Raw genomic sequence first — 20,075 nt, 5'->3', positions numbered from 1 at the left:
GTGATCGGGCAATGGACAGCGGACTGCTCCTGGTGGCCGTCGGTGCATTGCTCGTGACGAGCCTGCTGCTGCGCAACGCGGCAGCAGGCCACGTCACGCCCGACATGGTGCCCACCTGCCTGGCCGGCCGGCTCCGGCTCAGCAACCGGCTGTCGCCGGTCCTCCTGGTCGCGGCGACGGCCGTGCTGCTCGGTGGCATCGCGCTCATCGTGCTTTCTCAAATTGCGACAGGGGTGTGAAGTGGATCACCCTAGGGTCACGGCATGACGATGGTGTCCACCTCCCACGACCGGTCGGCCGTCGACCGGGGGACCTGCTGCGACCCCGAGCTGGAGCAGGGGTTCGCCGCGTTCCTCTCGGCGGTCTTCGCCCTCGCCGACGTTCGTGAAAGGGCCACCGTCGCGGCGATCGCCGTACGCGTCGGCACCTCGAGCGCTGCGGCCAGGGTCACCCTGCGTGGCCTCCACGAGCACGGTCTCGTGGAGGCCGGGGGCAACGGGTGGGTGACCCTGACCGCGCACGGGATGGAGCACGCCAGGGCGGCCCTCGGCGACCCGGAGCCCGACCGGGCCGGCGACAGGGCACTGGTTCCCTCTGAGGTGCGGCGATGACCCTCGACGAGTTGCCCCGCTCCGGGCGGGCGATGGTGACCGGTCTCGACGCGAAGGGTGCGGCGCGGCGTCGGTTGATGGACCTCGGTGTGTTGCCGGGTGTTGAGGTGACGGCGGAGGGCACCAGTCCTCTGGGGGATCCGACGGCGTACCGGGTCCGGGACACGGTGATCGCGTTGCGTCGGGTGCAGGCCCGTGGCATCCATGTCGTCCTGTGGGGCGACCGATGAACGTCGATCTGCCGATGCCGAACGAGTCTCCCGGGCCCGCCGGTCCGGCCTGCGGAACCTGTGCACTCCACGGTGTCGCGAACCTTCGGAGGTTCGGTGTGGCCGCCGACGACGCCGACGTGGTGGTGGCGTTGGCCGGCAACCCCAACACCGGCAAGAGCACGGTCTTCAACGCGTTGACCGGCCTGCGGCAGCACGTGGGCAACTGGCCCGGTACGACGGTCACCCGGGCCGAGGGCTCCTACGGGTTCGGTGAGCGTGGGTTCAAGGTGGTCGACCTGCCCGGCGCCTACTCGCTGCTCTCCACCAGCAGCGACGAGGAGGTGGCACGCGACTTCCTGCTCTTCGGGGACCCCGACGTGACCGTGGTGGTGGTCGATGCGACCCGGCTGGAACGCAACCTCAACCTGGTGCTGCAGATCCTGCAGGTCACCGACCGGGTTGTCGTGGCCCTCAACTTGATGGACGAGGCGAGGCGGCATGGCGTCGAGATCGACGTACGCCACCTGACCCGGGCACTCGGCGTACCGGCAGTGCCGATGGTGGCGCGACGCGGCGAGGGCATGTCGGAGCTGCTGGCCGCGATCGCCGAATCGGCACCCGCACACACACACCCACACGGGCACACACCCGGACACACACCCGGACTCGGGCACACCCACGGGCACGGTCATGGATCGGGGCGGCGACTGCGCACGCAGCGCTTCGAGCCGGACGTCTCGCGGGCCGTCGACGAGCTGGCCGCCCAGCTGGTCGAGGAGTTCCCCGGCATCGCCAACGCGCGCTGGGTGGCGTTGCGGCTCCTCGAGGGCGACCCCGGCATCGAACGCGCCGTACAGGACGGCACCCTCGGCGAGCTGGCCCGCCAGCAGACCGGACGCCTGGCCTCATGAGCACGCCAGAGACATCCTCGCTGCGCTGCGGTGTGCCCGGGGGCCCCGCATGAGCAGGGACTCAGTCCTCGACACCGCGGCCCGGCTGCGGCGCACCCTGCCGGAGGACTTCGGTGACGGTGTGGTGACCTCGATCTTCGACGACGCGGCCCGGATCGCACGCGCCAGTGTGACCACTCCCGTGGCCGACGGTGCCGCGCACCGTCCGGCGTTCGACCAGGTCCTCGACCGGGCGTTGACCCACCGGGTGTGGGGATTCGTGGTGATGGGGGTGCTGTTCTTCGGGGTCTTCTGGTTCACCATCGCCGGTGCCGCGGTCCCCTCGGACCTGCTCTACGTGCTGCTCGTCGACCACGGCCACACCTGGCTACGCGCCGGGTTCGAGGTGGTCGGCTCGCCCTGGTGGGTCACCGGCCTCCTGGTCGACGGGGTGTACCTGGGCACGGCCTGGGTGGTGGCGGTGATGCTGCCCCCGATGGCGATCTTCTTCCCGCTCTTCACCCTCCTCGAAGACTTCGGCTACCTGCCCCGCGTGGCGTTCAACCTCGACCGCCTCTTCGCCGGCGCCGGCGCCCACGGCAAGCAGTCCCTCACCATGATGATGGGCTACGGCTGCAACGCCGCCGGCGTGACGGCCACCCGCATCATCGACAGCCCCCGCGAGCGACTGATCGCGATCATCACCAACAACTTCAGCGTCTGCAACGGCAGATGGCCCACCCTGATCCTGATGGGCACGATCTTCATCGGCTCACTCGCACCACCCGCCCTCGCCGGGGTCCTCGCCGCCGGGAGCGTGGTCCTCGTCGCCGTGCTCGGCATCCTCACCACCCTGGCCGTGTCATGGGCCCTGTCCCGGACCGTGCTGCGGGGAGAGACCTCGGTCTACTCCCTCGAGCTGCCGCCGTACCGGCCACCGCAGGTCTGGCGCACCATCTACACCAGCATGGTCGACCGCACCTACAAGGTGCTGCGCCGGGCACTGGTGATGGCAGCCCCGGCCGGTGCGGTGATCTGGCTGCTCGGCAACCTCCACCTCGGCGGCACCACCCTGGCCGCGCACCTCGTGACCGGCCTCGAACCCGCCGGGTGGGTGCTCGGCCTCAACGGGATCATCCTGCTCGCCTACCTGGTCGCCATCCCCGCCAACGAGATCGTCATCCCGACCATCCTCATGCTCACCCTCACCCTCGGCCACACCACCAGTGCGGCCGCCGACGCAGCCGCCGGGGTGATGGTCAACCTCTCCGACGCCCAAGCCGGCACCGTGCTGGTCGACATCGGAGGCTGGACCCTGCTCACGGCGGTGAACCTGATGCTCTTCTGCCTGCTCCACAACCCGTGCAGCACGACGATGCTCACGATCTGGCGGGAGACGCGATCGGTGAAGTGGACGACCCTCGCCACGGTCCTGCCGCTGGGGTTGGCCGGCCTGGTCTGCACCCTCGTCGCCCTCACCTGGCGGACGTTCTAGCCCACACCAAACAACAGGAGCCGCCGTGCGCCGGCACCACCGCGCCCCTGTCGCCACCTCACACCCCGCCAGCCGGGTGCACACCGTCATGGACAGCGCGTTACACGCTGGAAGGGGAGCGGTGGGCTCACCGCGCACCCGCTCGCGCAGGCCTCAACCCTTGGGCCGGGCGCACTAGGGTTGAGGTGACACGTTCCCCTCCCCGAACGGAGCGACCATGGCCCGCACGATCGCCACCAACACCAAGGTCGACCTCGACGGACTGCTCGAGTTCGTCCGCCCGCGCCACCACATGCTTCTGATCACCCAACGAGCCGACGGGGGCGTGCAGGCCTCGCCGGTGTCCGGCGGCGTCGACGACTCCGGCCGGCTGGTGATCGCCAGCTACCCCGAGCGCGCCAAGACCCGCAACGTGCGACGACGTCCCGACGTCTCCGTGGTGGTGGTCTCCGACGAGTGGAACGGAGCCTGGGTGCAGGTCTCAGGAACGTGCGAGGTCCTCGACGCCACCGAAGGCGACGAAGCCCTGGACGCCTTCGTCGAGTACTTCCGCAACATTGCCGGTGAGCATTCCGACTGGGCCGAATACCGCCAGGCGATGCTCGACCAGGGCAAGTCGCTGCTGCGCATCACGCCCACCACGTGGGGTCCCATCGCGACCGGCGGCTTCCCGACGCGCCTGGCCTGATCGACCAGCAGGGTCCATCGCTGGGGCGGCCGGGTATGATTGTTGAACATTCAACCAAATGGGCGCACAGCCCTGCGAACCGAAGGAGTGGAGCCATGGCCGGCGCAGTGAACGAGAGCGGCACGCCCAAGGCACACCCGGTGGTGACCGTCACCGGACCCCGCACACTGCACGAGTCGAACGAGACGCTCACCCTGCCTGAGCCGGGCCGCGCGATCGTTGACATCACCTACACCGGCGTCTGTGGCACCGACGTCCACGGCTACACCGACGGGCACATGCTGCCCCCGGCCGTGTTCGGCCACGAGTGGACCGGACGCGTGAGCGCCGTCGGAGACGGAGTGACCGGACTCGACGTCGGCCAGCGCGTCGTCGGCGGTGTCGGACCGGCCTGCGGCACCTGCTCCCAGTGCATCGCCGGACACACGCGCCAGTGCGACACCGCCTTCGCCGAAGCAAATGGCGTCGACCCGGATGCCCCCGAGCACGGCGCCTTCGCCGGTCAGGTGCATGTCTCGGCCCGCCGGCTCATCCCGGTCCCGGACGAGGTCACCGACATCGAGGCTGCCCTGGTCGAGCCCGCCACCGTCACCTTCCACGCCGTACGCCGGGTCGCCGCGGCCCCCGGCGCCATCGTCGTTGTCCAGGGAGCCGGCCCGATCGGACTGTTGACCGCGCAGAACGCACGCAACGCCGGTGCCGGCCACGTCATCGTCTCCGAGCCCTCGTCCGCGCGTCGCGACATGGCCACCGGTCTCGGATTCACCGATGTGGTGGACCCGAGCGAGCTGAAGGCTCGCGTGGAGGCCATGACCGACGGCCGTGGCGCCGACGTACTCTACGAATGCACGGGCGTCGCCGCACTACTGCAGCCGTCCGCCGAACTCGTACGCCGCGGCGGCACGCTTGCCCTGCTCGGCTTCCCGCTGGACACCTCGACGGTGAGCTACGGCGACTGGCAGGTCCGCGAGCTGACCGTCATCGGCTCCCTGGCCTACAACCACGACGATTTCGTCGCGACCATCCGGTTGATCGCCGAGAAGAGGATCGACGTTGCCCCGCTGCACACCGGCACCGTCAGCCTGTCCGAACTCGGCGACCTCCTCGAGGAGCTCGACTCGGGCAAGAGCAGTCACACCAAGGTGCTGGTGAACCCGCACGCGTGATGAGGGCCGCCGCGAACGTCGTCCTTCCACTCCGTCCCCACCATCAATGGCGATGAGCTGGATCGGGGGGTCCGAGTAGGGCTGACGGCCTTCGTCTCAACTTGAGACCGGTGGAGCCGGCACAAGAGTGAATCGTGTGGGCCATGGTGAGCTACCGCTTCCTTGACGCCCTCGGCCAGGTCGTGGCCGAGGGCGACCATCCAGACCACGCCGCAGCTCTCGAGTGGGCCCGCATCGAGGAAGAGACCGCGGACGGCGTCAACCGTGTGGAGTACTTCGGACCTGACAAGCACTGGCGTTGGGCCGGTCCACTGCAGGCCTGATCCTTTCGCTGGGGGCGTTGCGTCCCCGAGCAGGCAGAACCTGTCGCGAACTACGGCAGTTCGCTCGTGCGGCGTCCGCGGTTCCGCTCGAGCGACCGCACGAGAGGCGCCAACTGCCGCAGTTCGCGACACGGAGCCGTGCGGCGGACTCGGCCTCGGATCAGCTGACCGCGCTGGCCAACCTACCGGCGATGAGGTCGACGGCCTCGGCGACGATCCGGCTGACCAGGGCGTCGACGGTGGGGATGTCGTCGATCAGGCCCTGGCACATGCCGACGCTCCAGATGCCGGCCTCGGGGTCGCCGTTCTCGTAGACCGACCGACCGCGTACGCCGGCCACCAGCTCGCGCACCTCGGCGAACTCCGCGCCGGCGTCGAGTCGGCGTACGACCTCCTGGCTGACCGCGTTGCGGGCCACCCGGGCGGTGTTGCGCAGGGGCCGGAAGATCAGCTCGGTGTCGTGCTCGCTGGCAGCGACGATCTGCTCCTTGATCCGGCGGTGCACCGGCGCCTCCTCGGTGCAGAGGAAGCGGGTGCCCATGTTGACGCCGTCGGCGCCCAGCGCCAGTGCGGCGACCAGGCCGCGGGCGTCGGCGAAGCCGCCCGAGGCGACCACCGGGATCGACAGTGCTCGCGTGGCGGCGGGGATCAGCACGAGTCCGGGGATGTCGTCCTCGCCGGGGTGGCCGGCGCACTCGAACCCGTCGATGCTGACCGCGTCGACGCCCAGGGCCTCGGCCTTGAGCGCGTGCCGGACGCTCGTGCACTTGTGGATCACCTTCACGCCGGCCGGCCGGAACACCTCGAGGTGCTCGGCGGGCATGCTGCCGGCGGTCTCGACGATGCGTACGCCGGACTCGATGATCGCCTGCCGGTACTCGGCGTACGGCGGCGGGTTGATCGTCGGCAGGATGGTCAGGTTCACCCCGAACGGCCGGTCGGTGAGGTCGCGGGTGCGGAGGATCTCCTTGACCAGGTCCTCGGGCGTGGGCTGGGTCAGCGCGGTGAGGAAGCCCAGTGCTCCCGACTCGGCCACGGCGGCGACGAGCCCGGCGCGGCCGACCCACTGCATGCCGCCCTGGATGACCGGGTGCTCGACACCGAAGAGCTCGGTGAACCTGGTGCGCAGGCGGGGCGCCGGTGCCGTCATGACAACACCTCGACCGAGACGGGGGACGCGGCGGCGCCCGCGAAGTCCGCGGGGCGTCGCTCGAGGAACGCCGTGCGGCCCTCGGAGAACTCGGGTGTCGCGAAGAGACTCATCTGCACCTCGGCCTCCGCGGTCAGGATGCCCTCGAGGGTCTGGTCGGGCTGGGCGAGGATGCGGCGTACGCCGGCGAGCGCCGGTGCGGACTTCGTGGCGAGCTCGCCGGCCAGGACGAGCGCCCTGTCGAGGACCGTGCCGTCGTCGACCAGCTCGTCGACCAGGCCGCAGGCAAGGGCGGCGGGAGCATCGAGGGTGCAGGCGGTCAGCACCATCCGTCGGGTCAGCGCCGGCCCCACCCGCTGGGGGAGCGACCAGAGCAGGCCGGTGTCGGGGGCCAGCCCGATCTTCGCGAACGACGCGGCGAACCGGGCCGACTCGGAGGCGACCACGAGATCGCAGGCGCAGGCCAGGGCCAGGCCGAGGCCGAAGGCACCGCCCTCGACGGCCGCGACGATCGGTGTCGCCGAGGTGACCATCTGTCGGGCGATCGCGTTGACCAGCTCGAGTCGGCGGCGGCTGATCTCCGGGTCCGTCGTCATCGAGCCGATGTCACCGCCGGAGCAGAACATCGGGGCGGCACCGGTGAGCACGATCGCGCGTGACTCCCGCCCCGCGTGCACGAGCGCGTCGAGCAGCGTGGCACGGTCGTCGAGGTCGACGGCGTTGCGGCGCTCGGGGCGGTTGAGGGTCAGGACGCGGACCGGGCCGTGGTCCTCGACCAGGAGGCCAGGGCTGGTGGGGGCGCTCATGCCTCGAAGGCCCGGATCATCTGCTTGGCGATGATCAGCTTCTGGATCTCGCTGGTGCCCTCGTAGAGCCGGAACAGGCGGGCGTCACGGTAGAACCGCGACACCGGGACCTCGCTCATGTAGCCCATGCCGCCGTGGATCTGGACGGCCCGGTCGGCGACCCGGTCGACCATCTCGGTGCAGAACAGCTTCGCGCTCGACGGTGCGATGCGCCGGTCGGACTCGTCGTCGTAGCGGCGGGCAGCCTCGAGCACCATGCACTCGCCGGCGAACGACTCGGCCTCGCTGTCGGCGAGCATCGCCTGCACCAGCTGGAAGTCGGCCAGCTTCGTGCCGCCCTGGGTGTTGGTGGTGGCGTGCTTGAGGCTCTCGTGGATCAGGCGCTTGGAGAGTCCGACCGACATCGCGGCGATGTGGATCCGGCCCTTGACCAGCGACCGCATGGCGGTGCCGAAGCCCTCGCCCTCGACCTCGCCGACCAGGTTGCCGACCGGCACGCGCGCGTTGTCGAAGAACACCTCGGAGGTGGCCGCGCCGCGCTGGCCCATCTTGGCGTCCTTCGGCCCGACGGTGACGCCCGGTGTGTCAGTGGGTACGACGAACACCGAGATGCCCTTCGTGCCGTCAGTGACGTCACCGGTGCGCGCGAAGACCATCAGCAGGTCGGCGTACATCGCGTTGGTGATGAAGCGCTTCTGGCCGGAGATGACGTAGTCGTCGCCCTCGCGGACCGCCTTGGTGCGCAGGCCGCTGGGGTCGGAGCCGGCCTCGGGCTCGGTGAGCGCGAACGACGCCACCAGGTCGCCGCTGGCCAACCCGGGCAGCCAGCGCTCCTTCTGGGCCTCGCTGCCGGCGTTGACCAGGACCTGCCCGGCGATGCCGTTGTTGGTGCCGAACATCGACCGGAAGCTCGGCGTGGTCCAACCGAACTCCATCGCCAGCCGCACGTCCTCCAGCTCCGACATGCCCAGGCCGCCGTACTCGGTGGGGATCATGTAGCCGAACAGCCCCATCGCCTTGGCCTTGTCGCGCAGGCGGTCGGGGATCCGGTCGCTCTCCTCGATCTCGTCCTCGGCCGCGACCACGTCCTTGCGGATGAAGGTGCGGACGGCGTCGAGGACGAAGGCGAATTCGTCGGGTTCCATGGGGGCTCCTGGGGGCTCGTTCGGTGGAGGTCGTGAGGGGAGTGGCGGTCAGGCGAGGCCGATGACGCCGGTGGCGGCGAGCTTGGCGATGTCGACGTCGTCACGGCCGAGCTCGGTGAGCACGGCGGCGGTGTGCTCGCCCAACGCCGGGATCGGGCCCATCGGCAGCTCGACGTCGCGGAACGTGGTGGGCGGCAGGACCGCGTCGACCGGGCCGGACGGCGTCTCGACCGTGCGCCAGCGGTCGCGCTCGGAGAGCTGCGGGTGCTTGGCGAGGCCGGCCATGTCGTTGACCTGGGCGGCTGCGACGCCGGCCTCGGCCAGGCGCCGGTCGAGCTCGGCGGTGGTGAAGCCGCGGGTCGCCTTGCCGACGATCCGGTCGACCTCGGCGCGGTTCGCGACGCGCTGCGGGTTCGTGGCGTAGTCGGGGTGCTCGGCGAGCTCGGGCAGCTCGAGGACGTGGGTGACCAGCGCGCGCCAGCCGCGGTCGTTCTGCACGCCGATCAGGATCTGGCCGTCGGAGCTGGGGTAGGCGTCGTACGGCGCGATCGAGGCGTGGCTGAGTCCCATGCGCGGGATCTGCACGCCGCCGTAGAGGTGCATGTAGAGCGGGTGGCCCAACCACTCGACGGTGGCGTCGAACATCGAGATGTCGACCACGCCGCCCTTGCCGGTGCGCTCGCGGCGGAACAGCGCGCCGAGCACGGCCTGCGCGGTGTAGAGGCCGGCGGCGATGTCGGAGCTGGGCACGCCGGTCTTGGTCGCGGTGTCGGGAGTGCCGGTCACGGAGACCAGGCCCGACTCGGCCTGGATCAGCATGTCGTAGGCCTTGCGGTCACGCAGGGGTCCGTCGGTGCCGTATCCGGAGATGGAGGCCACGACCAGGCGCGGGTTCTCGTCGGCCAGCTCCTGGAGGTCGAGACCGAGGCGGGCTGCGGCGCCCGGGGCGTTGTTCTGCACGAACACGTCGGCACCGGCGATCAGCTCGCGGGCCAGGGCGAGGCCGTCGGGGTCCTTGAGGTCGAGCGCGACCGACTCCTTGCCGCGGTTGAGCCACACGAAGTGCGACGCCAGGCCGTTGACTGCGGTGTCGTACTGGCGGGCGAAGTCACCCTCACCGATGCGCTCGAGCTTGATCACCCGGGCGCCGAGGTCGGCGAGGTGCCGGGTGGCGAGGGGCGCGGCGACGGCCTGTTCGAGGGCCACCACGGTGATGCCGTCGAGCGGCAGGAGCGGTGAGGTCATGCCCTCAGCATCGCCGAGGAGTCTATTGCGCGTCCAATACCCAATCGGTGGACAATCATTGCTTCTGACGCAATAGTTGGCGGATGGAACTGCACCACCTCGAGGCCTTTCTCGCGGTCGCGGACGAGCTGCACTTCGGCCGGGCCGCCGACCGGTTGCACATGGCCCAGCCGCCGCTGAGCCGCATGATCAAGCAGCTGGAGCGTGAGCTGGGGTCGCCGCTGTTCGAGCGCACCACCCGCAGCGTGCGCCTGACCACCGCCGGCGAGGCGCTGGTGCGCCCGGCCAACGACGTGCTCGAGGGAGTGCGCGTGGCCAAGCGCGCCGTACGCTCGGCCGGCCGTGGCGAGACCGGCCGGGTCCGCCTCGGCTTCGCGGGCCCGTCGTCGCACGTGCTGGTCGGCCAGCTGGGCCGGGTCGTGCGCGAGCAGCACCCGGGCATCGAGCTCTCGCTGCGGAGCACCACCTACAACTACGAGGCCCTGCGCTCCCTGGTCGACGGCGAGCTCGATCTCGTGATCGCGCGCTGGCGCATCGAGCCCGAAGGTGTGGACTACCGCCCGATCGCGGCCGAGCGCTACGTGATCGTCGTCCCGCACGGACACCGCTTCGCCTCACGCAAACGGCTTTCCATGGCCGACCTGCGCGACGAGCAGTTCGTCGCCCTGCCCGCCGACCCCGGATCCAGCGTGCGCGACGGCATGTTCGACCTGGCCAAGGCGGCCGGCTTCCAGCCCAACGTCGTGCAGACCGCACCCGACTCGTGGACCGTGATCGCGCTCGTGGCGGCCGGGGTCGGCATCACCTTCACCCTCGACACGGCGGTCGCCAACGTCGTCCAGCGCGGCATCGGTGTGATCCCGCTCCAGGAGGGCAACCGGGCGTCGTACCAACAGCTGGTCTGGCGCAAGGGCGACCGCAACCCGGCCCTGCTCGCGGTGCTGCGCTCCTCGGAGGAGGCGCTGCCTACGCCCGAGGGTGCGGAGCGGTCCTGAGCTGGGTTGTCGCTCAGCGTGGCCCCGGAGCGGTGGTGACGCCGATCCTCAGCTGTTCCGTGTCGGCACTGCTGGCGCGGTCCACGAGGCGAGCAGTGCGAGTGCCTCTGCGGTTCGCGAGGCCGGTTCGGCGGCGTACAAGGTGAGCGTGAGGCCAGGTTCGGAGACCATGTCGACGCTCTCGTAGGCCAGATCGAGATCTCCGACGACCGTGTGGTGGAACTGCTTGGTTCCGGAACCGTGCAGACGTACGTCGTGGCTGCTCCAGCGTCGCCGGAAGTCGTCGCTGCAGGTGGAGAGCTCGCCGACCAGGTCGTGCATCTGCTTGTCATGGGGGTCCCGACCTGCCTCGGTGCGCAGGATCGAGACGCACGTGTCAGCGGCCGTGTCCCAGTCGGGATAGAACCGTCGGGAGTCCTCGTCGAGGAACGTGTAGCGGGCAAAGTTGGGGACCTCGGTCCCGGCCCGTTCGTAGAGCGAGGCGTGCATCGCGCGGCCGAGTTCGTTGGATGCGAGCAGATCCATCCGCCCGTTGCGGACGATCGCCGGACCGTTCGCGAAGGCGTCCAACACCCACTGGAGCGTGGGCGGTGCCGTCCAGGCACGCTTGGCACGCCGACGGGGGCGCAGGATCGCGCTGGTGCCGTCGGCAGCCTGCGCGAGGTGGAAGAGGTGAGCGCGCTCGGCCTCCTCAAGCTTCAGCGCCCGGGAGATCGCGTCGAGCACCGAGGCGCTGACGCCGGCCAGGGCGCCGCGTTCGAGCTTGGAGTAGTACTCGATGCTGACCCCCGCCAGGGCAGCCACTTCGCCGCGGCGCAAGCCGGGGACTCGCCGCTGACCCACGTCGGGCATGCCCACGTCGCGAGGTGTCAGTTTTGCTCGCCTGCTGGTGAGGAACTCACGCACCTCGGCTCGGTTGTCCATGCCGCCAACGGTACGGCGGCTGCCGGCCTCGTGGGGTGCCCTGTCGGTACACCTTCCGACCGTGACTTCCTCGGCGTCCGCCGATCAGGTGACATGGATGCAACAGACCCGCTGACCCGAGAGGAACCGCTCCGTGACCTGCCAGACCATTACGTCCGACCGCGTGGCGAAGGCGCCCACCGACGACGGGGACCGGCTTCCCCTGGCGGCACTGTTGGTGATGGCACTGATGGGATTCCTGCTCATCGCGACCGAGACCATGCCTGCGGGCCTGTTGCCGCAGATCGCTGTGGGGTTGAGCGTCAGTGAGGGAGTCGCGGGGCAGTTCGTGAGCGCCTTTGCCCTGGGCACGGTGATCGCAGCGATCCCCGCGGTTGCGTTGACCCGGGGGATGCGCCGCAAGCCGGTCTTCATCGTGGGCATCCTCGGGATCCTTGCCGCCAACGTCGTGACTGCGCTCTCCAGTGAGATCGCCCTCTCCCTCGCCGCACGGTTCGTGGGTGGGGCGTTCGCCGGCCTGGTCTGGGGGATGACCGCCGGGTACGCACGGCGCATCACCGCACCCAGGTACACCGGCAGGGCACTGGCGATCGCCTCGATCGGAGTGCCGCTGGGCCTGGCCGTCGGAACACCCTTCGGTTCGTGGCTCGGCGCGACATCCGACTGGCGCTGGTCCTTCGGAACCCTGGCGGTCCTGACGCTGATCACCGCGGTTCTGGCCGCACTCCTGATCCCCGACGCACCCGGCCAGGCCGCAACCACGCAGATCGCGCTGGTCCGCGTGCTGCACCTTCCCGGTGTCGCGGTGATCCTCGCCGTGATCGTGGCGTGGATGCTCGCGCACAACATCGTCTACACCTACATCTCGGCCTATCTCAGCTCGGGCGGACTCGACCTCTCCGTGGACGTCGCGCTGGTCACCTTCGGCGTCGCGGCCCTGCTCGGCATCGGCGTCACCGGCGCCGTCATCGATCACACGTTGCGGCCCTTGGTCCTGACCAGCATCGCTCTGTTCATCGCCGCCGGCGCACTCTTCATCGTCGGCCACCACTCCGTCGTCGCAGTCCTGATGGCGATCGTCCTGTGGGGGCTGGCCTTCGGTGGCGCGGCAGCCCAACTGCAGACGGCCATCAGCATCGCCAGTGGCGACAACGCCGATGTCGCGAACTCCATGCTCGGCGTCGCCTTCAACCTGGCCATCTTCGCCGCCGGCGTGGTCGGCGCCGTCGTCATCGGCAACTTCGACGGCATCGCCCTCCCGATCGTCATGGTCGTGCTCGCCCTGACTGCCCTGACGCTGGCGTTCCTCGGACGCCGTACGGCGTTCCCCATGAGGCCGTGAGTCACCGGCCATGCCCGATTCCCACTCCACCCCACAGACCCTTTGAACACCGAACAGGAGAACCCATGGTGACCGTCAACGCCTATGCCGCTCGATCCGCCACTGGCGGCCTCGTGCCCACCACCATCGAGCGCCGAGACCTCGGCCCGTACGACGTGCTGATCGAGGTGAAGTACGCCGGCATCTGCCACTCCGACATCCACACGGTCCGCGGAGACTGGGGTCCCCAGCCCTACCCGCTGGTGCCGGGCCATGAGATCGCCGGCATCGTCACCGAGGTCGGCTCGGCCGTCACCGCGCATGCTGTCGGTGACCGAGTGGGAGTGGGTTGCATGGTGAACTCCTGCGGCGAATGCGCCAACTGTCGAGCCGGGGAGGAGCAGTACTGCCTGGCCGGGAACACCGGCACCTACGGCATCGTCGACCGTGACGGGACCATCACCCAGGGCGGCTACTCCACGCACGTGGTGGTGACCGAGAAGTTTGTTCTCCGCATCCCCGACGGCCTTGACCTGGACGTCGCAGCCCCGCTGCTGTGCGCGGGCATCACCACCTACTCCCCGCTGCGCCACTGGGGCGCCGGACCCGGCAAGAAGGTCGCGATCGTGGGGCTCGGAGGGCTCGGCCACATGGGCGTCCAGCTCGCCCACGACATGGGCGCCGAGGTCACCGTCCTGTCCCAGTCGCTGAAGAAGCAGGAGGACGGCCTCCGCCTGGGAGCCGACCATTACCACGCCACCAGCGACGAGGACACGTTCACCGACCTGGCCGGCAGCTTCGACCTGATCGTCAACACGGTCAGCGCCACCATCGACATCAACGCCTACCTGAAGCTCCTTGCCCTCGACGGTGCCTTGGTCAACGTCGGAGCGCCCGCACAGCCGCTCCCGGTGCAGGCGTTCTCCTTGATCATGGGCCGCCGGTCCTTCGCAGGCTCCATGATCGGTGGCATCCGCGAGACCCAGGAAATGCTCGACTTTTGCGCCGAGCACGACCTCGGCGCCGAGATCGAGGTCATCCCCGCCAGCAAGATCAACGACGCCTATCAGCGAGTCCTCGACTCCGACGTCCGCTACCGCTTCGTCATCGATGCGGCAACGTTCTGAGATGGCCGTCGTTCGGCGAGGGCTGTTCACGGCTGCACTGTTGGTGGCCCTCGGTGTCGTCACTGGATGCAGGTCATCGGACGGCGATGCATCGTCCGGTGCGACGCCTTCCTCGGTCTCCGTGATCTCTACAGCAGGCCCGAGGCCCGACCTCAGCAGAGGCGCTCGAGACGACGCGGTCGTGGGGACGGTCATCCGCTTCACCTCGGAAGACACCTCGGTCGATGTCACCATCAGCGAGGACAACCCCACCGTCCGCGATCTTCTCTCGAGGCTCCCTCTCGCCCTGACGCTCGAGGAGTTCGGGGGGAAGGAGAAGGTCGGCCGCCTGTCCCCGGAGCTCGACACCGAGGGCTCGCCCGGCTCCGACCCGGGGAACGGCGACCTCATCTGCTTTGCCCCATGGGGGAGCCTGGGCTTCTTCTACAACGCTGACGGCGTCGGATACTCCGACCAGACCATCCCCCTGGGCACCTTCGACGCTTCGGTCGAGCAGTTGGCCCGACTCGAAGGCGCCGAGGTCACCGTCGAGGTCGTCGACTGATTCTGGCGCCTCTACTGCGTCGGCGTCGGAACGGTCTTGACCAGGCCCAGCTGGGTGGCGGTGAGCACGTGCCGGCCCCGGTCGTCGAAGAGCTCCCCGACGCCGTAGGCGCGCCCGTGGGCGACCGCGCCGACCCGGGAGTCGAACTGGTGCCAGGTCGACAGGTCGGGCTCGCGGTGGAAGGTCAGCCCGTGGGTCAGGCTGAGGATGCGTGACCCGGGCGCGTGCCGGGCGGCGCCGAGTGCACGGAAGGCCGGCTCCAGCAGGCTCATGTCGGTGACGTACGCCGCCACGCCGGCACGCAGCACCGGGTCCTCGGGCAGCGGGTCGGTGCTGCGGACGTGCACCGTCTGGCGGTCGGTCGTCGGCTCCGGTGCGACGTACGGCGGGGGCTCGACGTGCCGGAAGTGCACCGGACGGCGGATCCGCCACCACGAGGGGATGCGCGGGTCGTCGGGGTAGCGCTCGGCCAGCTCGGCCAGGGACTCGGGGCCGGGCACGTCGGCCGGCGCGACCGCCGAGAAGGACGGCAGGTCCTCGCGGGTGGTCGCCCAGCGGGTGGTGGCGGTGAACAGCTCGGCGCCGTCGTCGGCGACCAGCGTGCTGCGTCGCGTGCTGAGCGAGTTGGCGTCGGTGATGAGGTCGACCCGCCAGGTCATCGGCCGGTCGGTGGGCGCGCCCTCGAGGAAGTCGGCCTGCAGGCTGATCGCCCGCTGGGTGGTCGGCGCCGTGCGCCCGGCAGCCACCAGGGCCTGGGCCAGCAGCAGGCCGCCGAACATGCGGTCCTCGGGGTGCGCCTGGGGCTGGCCCCGCCAGCTGACCGTGCGGGCGGTCGACCCGAGCTGCTCGAGATCGAGCAGCCCGAGAAGGTCCTGCAGGGTCACGGCAGGTGCGGTGACGGGGTCGGTGAGGGTGTCGTCCACGGCATCCATGATGCAGCGGTTTGGAACCGCCTGCGATATCTGTCTCACGTTTTTCATGTCGGATCAGGTATCAATGGACCACCCAAGAAGTATTGGAGTTCTGCACCGTTCCGGCGGCATCGTTGGCACTCGACACCCATCACTGAGCCTCGAGGAGCCCGCGTTGACTGCGACGATCGCGACCAAGGTGACCGGCGAGGTGACCGACAAGGTGACCGACCTGCCGGCCGCGATCGCGGCGCACGTCCGCGACGGCATGACCATCGCCCTCGAGGGGTTCGGTCACCTGATCCCGTTCGCCGCCGCGCACGAGATCATCCGCCAGGGCCGCCGTGACCTCACCGTCTGCCGCATGACGCCCGACATCATGTACGACCAGCTCGTCGCCGCAGGCTGCGTGAGCAAGCTGGTTGCCTCGTTCTTCGCCAGCGGCTCCGCGGGCTCGCTGCACGAGGTGCGCCGACGCATCGAGCGCGCCGACCCCGAGCCGCTCGAGGTCGAGGAGTACAGCCACTACGGCATGCTCTGCCGCTACGAGGCCGGCGCGGCCAACCTGCCGTTCTTCCCCCTCCGGTCGTACGCCGGCAGCGACCTCCCGAAGCTGAACCCCAACATCCGCAAGGTCGCCGACCCGTTCGGCGGGCCCGACATCTACGTGGTCCCGCCGCTGCGTCCGGACGTGACCATCGTGCACGCCCAGCGGGCCGACCGGCTCGGCAACGTGCAGATGTGGGGCATCACCGGCGCCCAGCAGGAAGCTGCGTACGCCGCCACGCGGGTGATCGTCACCGTCGAGGAGATCGTCGAGGACGAGGTGGTCCGCGCCGACCCGAACCGCACGCTGCTCCCCGCACATGCCGTGGACGCGGTGGTCGAGGTGCCCGGCGGCGCGCACCCGTCGTACACGCACGACCACTACGTGCGCGACAACGACTTCTACCGCGACTGGGAGCCGATCAGTCGCGACCGCACACGGCTGCTGGCCTGGCTCGACGAATGGGTGCACGACCTCCCGGATCGCCAGGCCTACTTGGCGAAACTCGGCGCCTCACGCTGGTCCGAGCTCGAGACGGGGGAGCGGGCATGACCTACTCAGACGTCGCACCCGGCAGCACCGAGTTCCTGGCCACCGTCGCCGCCCGACAGCTGGTCGGCCTGCGCCGTGTCTTCGCCGGTGTCGGCCTGCCCACGCTGGCTGTCGACCTGGCCCTGCGCACGGTCAACCCGAACGTCGAGCTGGTCTACGAGTCCGGCGTCTGCGGCGCCCACCCCGACGGCCTTGCCGAGGGCATCGCCGACTCGGTGCTGGTCACCGGTGCGGAGGCGGTGCTCAGCATGCACGCGCTCTTCGGCTACGTGCTCCAGGGCGGCCACGTCGACGTCGGCTTCCTCGGCGCCGCCCAGGTCGACCGCTTCGGCAGCCTCAACACCACGTTCATCGGTGACTGGGAGAAGCCCACCGTGCGCCTGCCCGGAGCCGGCGGCGCCGCCGAGATCGTGCCCAACGCCGGCGAGTGCATCGTCGTGCTCCGCCGCCACGACCCGGGCGCCCTGCCCGCGAAGGTCGACTTCTGCACCTCGCCGAGCCCCGTGCGGGCCCGCGAGGAGGACCCGCGCATGGTGCCGCCGGGCCACGGCGTCTCGACCGTGATCACGCCGCTGGCCGTGCTGCGCCGTCCCGACAAGTTCGGCGAGCTGCAGGTCAGCGAGGTGCACCCGGGCGTCACCGTCGACGAGGTCCGCGCCGCCACCGGCTGGGACATCGTCGTCGCGGACGACGTGCGCGAGACCGAGCGCCCCACCGTCGAGGACGTGCGCCTGCTCCGCGAGGAGATCGACACGGTGCGGCTCTACCTGCGATGAGCGCACACCGCCGGGACTCCTCACGTCGCCACGCCTACGCGGCGTTGCTGGCGTGCTCGACCCTCGGCACCTTGTCCAGCACCATCATCAGCGCGCCGATCAACGTGATCGCGGAAGCGGTCGACGCCAGCGCCAGCGGCATCGTGTTCGCGGTCAGCGCCTTCACCCTGGCCATGGTGCTGTGTTCCCCGGTCGCCGGGTGGATGTGCCAGCGCTTCGGTTCCCGGCTCCTGCTCGGCGCCTCGCTGGTGCTGATGGTCATCGCCGGGGCGGGCGCCGCGGCGGCCCAGGACCTCTGGTACCTCGTGCTGATGCGGGCCCTTCAAGGTGTCGCGTGCTCGGCCATCCCGTCGTCGGTCCAGCAGGTCCTCGGTCGGCACTGGCCGGAGAACCGGGCCCGCGTGATGGCCGCGTGGGCCTCCGCGATCGGAGTCGGCCAGGCGATCGGCCCGCCGCTGGGTGGACTGATCGCCGACACCCTGGGCTGGCGCTGGGTCTTCCTCACCCACGCCTCACTCAGCCTGGTCCTGCTCGTGCTCGTGGTGACCCTGGTGCCCTCGGTCCCGGCCGTGCCGACCCCGTTGCACGTCTCCGGGATGATGACGCTGGTCGCCGGAGTCGGCGCCCTCGTCGGCGCCTTCGCCTGGGCCGGTCAGCACCGCAGTGCCGTCGTCGGCGTCGCGTTGGTGCTCGTCGGCGCGCTGGCCCTCCTGTTGCACGTGCTGATCGCGCGCCGCAGCGAGAGGGCGTTCGTCGACCCCGACCACCTCGCCGACCCGCGCTTCCTGGCCGGCACCGCGGCGGCCGGCACCGTCATGTGTGCGCTCGGCGTCGCGATCACCGCCACCCCGCTGCACCTTGGACGCGACGTCGGGCTGGGGCCCGGCCACATCGGCCTGATGATGCTGTCGCTGGCCGTCCCGCTGACCCTGTTCGCGCCGGTGACGTCGCGGCTCTCGGAGCGCTTCACCGCGGTCCGCACCATGCGCGTCGGACTCGTCGTGCTGGCCGCCGCACTGTTCTCCCTCGGCCTCGCGTTCGCCCTCGACCACGACTCCCTGCCGCTCGCCGTCGTGCTCCTCGCAGTCACCGGCTGCGCCATCGGCGCCGTGCAGGCCACGTCCGCACACGTGCTGATGACGTCGTCGGCAGCCGACCACGGCACCGCCCTGGGCGTCTCCAACATGCTCCGCTTCGCCGGTCTCGCGGTCGGCTACTCCTGGGTGGCCGCCACGTGGGCGCCCGACCGCCTCCTCCTCGTGTACGGCGCACCGGTCGCGGTGATCGCCGCCACCTGGCTGCTCGCGGGCGCCGCCCGATCGGACCGCGTCCCGTCCCGCCCCGAAAGGACCCTTCTCGATGACGTCCACTGAACCCCGCCCGGACCCGGTACCCGCGAGTGCCTCGGCCGGCCAAGCCACCGGCCCGCTCGCCGGCCTGCGGATCGTCGAGGTCTCCAGCTTCGTCGCCACGCCGCTGTGCGGACTCACCCTCGCCCAGCTCGGTGCCGAGGTGATCCGGGTCGAGCCGATCGGCGGCGGACCTGACCGCACCCGCTGGCCACTCACCGACGACGGCACCAGCCTCTACTGGAACGGGCTGAACCCAGGCAAGCAGGCCATCGAGGTCGACCTAGGCACGGCCGAGGGGCGCCGCCTCGTCGCGGACCTGGTCGCCGAGGCCGGCATCCTGGTCACCAACACCGAGCGCTGGCCCGAGCTCACCCACACCGCGTTGAGCGAGCGCCGAACCGACGTGGTCACCGTGCTGCTCACCGGCAAGCACGACGGCGGCACCGCGGTCGACTACACCGTGCAGGCCGGCACCGGCTTCCCGCTGGTCACCGGCCCGGCCGACCAGGCCGCCCCGGTCAACCACCTGCTCCCCGCATGGGACCTCGCCGCCGGCCTCTACCTCGCCGTCGGGCTGCTCGCAGCCGAGCGCCGCCGCGCCGCCACCGGCCGGGGGAGCGAGGTGCGGGTCGCCCTCGAGGACGTCGCCCTCGCCGCTGCCGGACACCTCGGCTACCTCGCCGACGCGATGCTGAACCCGTCCTCGGAGCGCACCGCTGACGGCAACTACGTCTACGGCACCTTCGGTCGCGACTTCGTCACCAGCGACGGCGCCCGCTTCATGCTGGTCGCGCTCACCCCGCGCCAGTGGTCGGACCTGCGGTCGATGACCGGGCTCGGCGACGTCATCGACACCCTGGCCGGGGCGCTCGGGGCCGACTTCGACGACGAGGGCGACCGCTACCGCCACCGCGGCGTGCTGGCCGGCCTGGTCGCCGAGTGGTTCGAGCGGCACACCGAGGCAGAGGTGACCGCCTCCCTGGGAGAGACCCGCATCCTCTGGTCGCCGTACCGCACCTTCGGCGACCTGGTCGCCGACGACGCGGCCGTGCTCCGCAGCCACCCGCTCTTCGGCACCGTCGACCAGCCCGGCGTCGGCCGCCTGCTCGCCCCCGGCTCACCCGTGTACGTCGACCGCGCCAGCGCGCCACCTCGTCCTGCCCCGGCGGTCGGTCAACACACCCGCGACGTGCTGGGCGACGTGCTCGGCCTCGATGCCGCTGCCGTGGCGGACCTGCTCGCCCGCGGAGTCGTCCGCACGACCGGCCACGCCCCGAAGACCGAGGTGGCCTGAC

The 20,075-nt window shown here is 70.4% G+C and carries 22 protein-coding genes; 16 read left to right on the top strand and 6 right to left on the bottom strand.

From position 1 onward, the window contains the following. Positions 1–11 precede the first annotated feature (11 nt). The 8 genes from ASD66_RS05340 (at position 12) to ASD66_RS05305 (ending at position 5,385) form a co-directional block, all read left to right on the top strand. On the top strand, positions 12–239 hold the full coding sequence (locus ASD66_RS05340) for a hypothetical protein (RefSeq protein ID WP_056688537.1): 228 nt from the start codon (positions 12–14) through the stop codon (positions 237–239). Positions 240–263: 24 nt separating this feature from the next. Next, the gene (locus ASD66_RS05335) at positions 264–611 is read left to right on the top strand and encodes a hypothetical protein (protein ID WP_056890235.1); all 348 of its coding nucleotides are present in this window, start codon (positions 264–266) and stop codon (positions 609–611) included. Beyond that, complete coding sequence (locus tag ASD66_RS05330) at positions 608–841, top strand: FeoA family protein (RefSeq protein ID WP_056890234.1); 234 nt, start codon at positions 608–610, stop codon at positions 839–841. Before ASD66_RS05335 ends, ASD66_RS05330 begins: the two co-directional genes overlap by 4 nt. Before the next feature lie 98 nt (positions 842–939). Further along, complete coding sequence (locus ASD66_RS05325; RefSeq protein WP_162254248.1) at positions 940–1,734, top strand: FeoB small GTPase domain-containing protein; 795 nt, start codon at positions 940–942, stop codon at positions 1,732–1,734. 49 nt (positions 1,735–1,783) lie between these two features. Next, positions 1,784–3,208 carry a nucleoside recognition domain-containing protein gene (locus ASD66_RS05320; RefSeq protein WP_056890233.1) on the top strand — a complete coding sequence of 475 codons (1,425 nt, stop codon included), beginning with the start codon at positions 1,784–1,786 and terminating at the stop codon, positions 3,206–3,208. A 217-nt stretch (positions 3,209–3,425) separates the two neighbouring features. Next, positions 3,426–3,896: a TIGR03618 family F420-dependent PPOX class oxidoreductase gene (locus ASD66_RS05315; protein ID WP_056688526.1), complete on the top strand. Its 471-nt coding sequence runs from the start codon at positions 3,426–3,428 to the stop codon at positions 3,894–3,896. A gap of 95 nt (positions 3,897–3,991) precedes the next feature. Next, entirely contained in the window at positions 3,992–5,062 is a 1,071-nt protein-coding gene (locus ASD66_RS05310; protein WP_056688523.1) for a zinc-dependent alcohol dehydrogenase, read from the top strand. A gap of 143 nt (positions 5,063–5,205) precedes the next feature. After that, the gene (locus ASD66_RS05305; RefSeq protein WP_056688520.1) at positions 5,206–5,385 is read left to right on the top strand and encodes a hypothetical protein; all 180 of its coding nucleotides are present in this window, start codon (positions 5,206–5,208) and stop codon (positions 5,383–5,385) included. A 160-nt stretch (positions 5,386–5,545) separates the two neighbouring features. Here ASD66_RS05305 and ASD66_RS05300 read toward each other — a convergent pair whose 3' ends face one another. Genes ASD66_RS05300 through ASD66_RS05285 form a run of 4 tightly spaced genes read right to left on the bottom strand, consistent with a single transcriptional unit; the run spans position 5,546 to position 9,731 of the window. Beyond that, entirely contained in the window at positions 5,546–6,535 is a 990-nt protein-coding gene (locus ASD66_RS05300; protein ID WP_056890231.1) for an NAD(P)H-dependent flavin oxidoreductase, read from the bottom strand. Beyond that, on the bottom strand, positions 6,532–7,341 hold the full coding sequence (locus ASD66_RS05295; RefSeq protein ID WP_056890230.1) for an enoyl-CoA hydratase/isomerase family protein: 810 nt from the start codon (positions 7,339–7,341) through the stop codon (positions 6,532–6,534). The genes ASD66_RS05300 and ASD66_RS05295 overlap by 4 nt, the downstream gene beginning before the upstream one ends. After that, positions 7,338–8,486 (bottom strand): acyl-CoA dehydrogenase family protein, encoded by a 1,149-nt coding sequence (locus tag ASD66_RS05290; RefSeq protein WP_056890229.1) that lies wholly within the window; start codon positions 8,484–8,486, stop codon positions 7,338–7,340. The genes ASD66_RS05295 and ASD66_RS05290 overlap by 4 nt, the downstream gene beginning before the upstream one ends. 48 nt (positions 8,487–8,534) lie before the next feature. After that, positions 8,535–9,731, bottom strand: coding sequence for a CaiB/BaiF CoA transferase family protein (locus ASD66_RS05285; protein WP_056890228.1), 1,197 nt, complete (start codon positions 9,729–9,731; stop codon positions 8,535–8,537). Between the two features lie 83 nt (positions 9,732–9,814). On the opposite strand from ASD66_RS05285, the gene ASD66_RS05280 reads away from it, so the two are divergent. Continuing rightward, positions 9,815–10,726, top strand: a complete 912-nt coding sequence (locus ASD66_RS05280) for a LysR family transcriptional regulator (protein ID WP_056688506.1) — start codon at positions 9,815–9,817, stop codon at positions 10,724–10,726. A 48-nt stretch (positions 10,727–10,774) separates the two neighbouring features. Here the strand turns inward: ASD66_RS05280 and ASD66_RS05275 are convergent, their stop codons facing one another. Next, positions 10,775–11,650, bottom strand: a complete 876-nt coding sequence (locus ASD66_RS05275) for a helix-turn-helix transcriptional regulator (protein ID WP_056890227.1) — start codon at positions 11,648–11,650, stop codon at positions 10,775–10,777. A 133-nt stretch (positions 11,651–11,783) separates the two neighbouring features. Between ASD66_RS05275 and ASD66_RS05270 the strand changes: the two genes are divergently transcribed. The 3 genes from ASD66_RS05270 (at position 11,784) to ASD66_RS05260 (ending at position 14,642) form a co-directional block, all read left to right on the top strand. Further along, positions 11,784–12,992, top strand: a complete 1,209-nt coding sequence (locus ASD66_RS05270; protein ID WP_200949877.1) for an MFS transporter — start codon at positions 11,784–11,786, stop codon at positions 12,990–12,992. A 65-nt stretch (positions 12,993–13,057) separates the two neighbouring features. Then, positions 13,058–14,098 (top strand): NAD(P)-dependent alcohol dehydrogenase, encoded by a 1,041-nt coding sequence (locus ASD66_RS05265; protein ID WP_056890226.1) that lies wholly within the window; start codon positions 13,058–13,060, stop codon positions 14,096–14,098. Between the two features lie 181 nt (positions 14,099–14,279). Continuing rightward, the gene (locus ASD66_RS05260; RefSeq protein WP_235529963.1) at positions 14,280–14,642 is read left to right on the top strand and encodes a cyclophilin-like fold protein; all 363 of its coding nucleotides are present in this window, start codon (positions 14,280–14,282) and stop codon (positions 14,640–14,642) included. Positions 14,643–14,653: 11 nt separating this feature from the next. Here the strand turns inward: ASD66_RS05260 and ASD66_RS05255 are convergent, their stop codons facing one another. Beyond that, on the bottom strand, positions 14,654–15,565 hold the full coding sequence (locus ASD66_RS05255; protein ID WP_200949876.1) for an acyl-CoA thioesterase: 912 nt from the start codon (positions 15,563–15,565) through the stop codon (positions 14,654–14,656). Between the two features lie 163 nt (positions 15,566–15,728). Between ASD66_RS05255 and ASD66_RS05250 the strand changes: the two genes are divergently transcribed. Genes ASD66_RS05250 through ASD66_RS05235 form a run of 4 tightly spaced genes read left to right on the top strand, consistent with a single transcriptional unit; the run spans position 15,729 to position 20,074 of the window. Beyond that, positions 15,729–16,652 carry a CoA transferase subunit A gene (locus tag ASD66_RS05250; protein WP_200949875.1) on the top strand — a complete coding sequence of 308 codons (924 nt, stop codon included), beginning with the start codon at positions 15,729–15,731 and terminating at the stop codon, positions 16,650–16,652. Then, the gene (locus ASD66_RS05245) at positions 16,649–17,428 is read left to right on the top strand and encodes a CoA-transferase subunit beta (protein ID WP_056688492.1); all 780 of its coding nucleotides are present in this window, start codon (positions 16,649–16,651) and stop codon (positions 17,426–17,428) included. The genes ASD66_RS05250 and ASD66_RS05245 overlap by 4 nt, the downstream gene beginning before the upstream one ends. After that, positions 17,425–18,801 carry an MFS transporter gene (locus ASD66_RS05240; protein WP_056890223.1) on the top strand — a complete coding sequence of 459 codons (1,377 nt, stop codon included), beginning with the start codon at positions 17,425–17,427 and terminating at the stop codon, positions 18,799–18,801. Before ASD66_RS05245 ends, ASD66_RS05240 begins: the two co-directional genes overlap by 4 nt. Further along, positions 18,788–20,074, top strand: coding sequence for a CoA transferase (locus tag ASD66_RS05235; protein ID WP_082599327.1), 1,287 nt, complete (start codon positions 18,788–18,790; stop codon positions 20,072–20,074). Before ASD66_RS05240 ends, ASD66_RS05235 begins: the two co-directional genes overlap by 14 nt. Position 20,075 lies beyond the last annotated feature (1 nt).

This window comes from Nocardioides sp. Root151 (assembly GCF_001427925.1).
In the GTDB taxonomy this organism is placed as follows: domain Bacteria; phylum Actinomycetota; class Actinomycetes; order Propionibacteriales; family Nocardioidaceae; genus Nocardioides.
The sequence above is the reverse complement of the archived record's forward strand: the minus strand, read 5'-3'. Positions and strand labels throughout refer to the sequence as shown.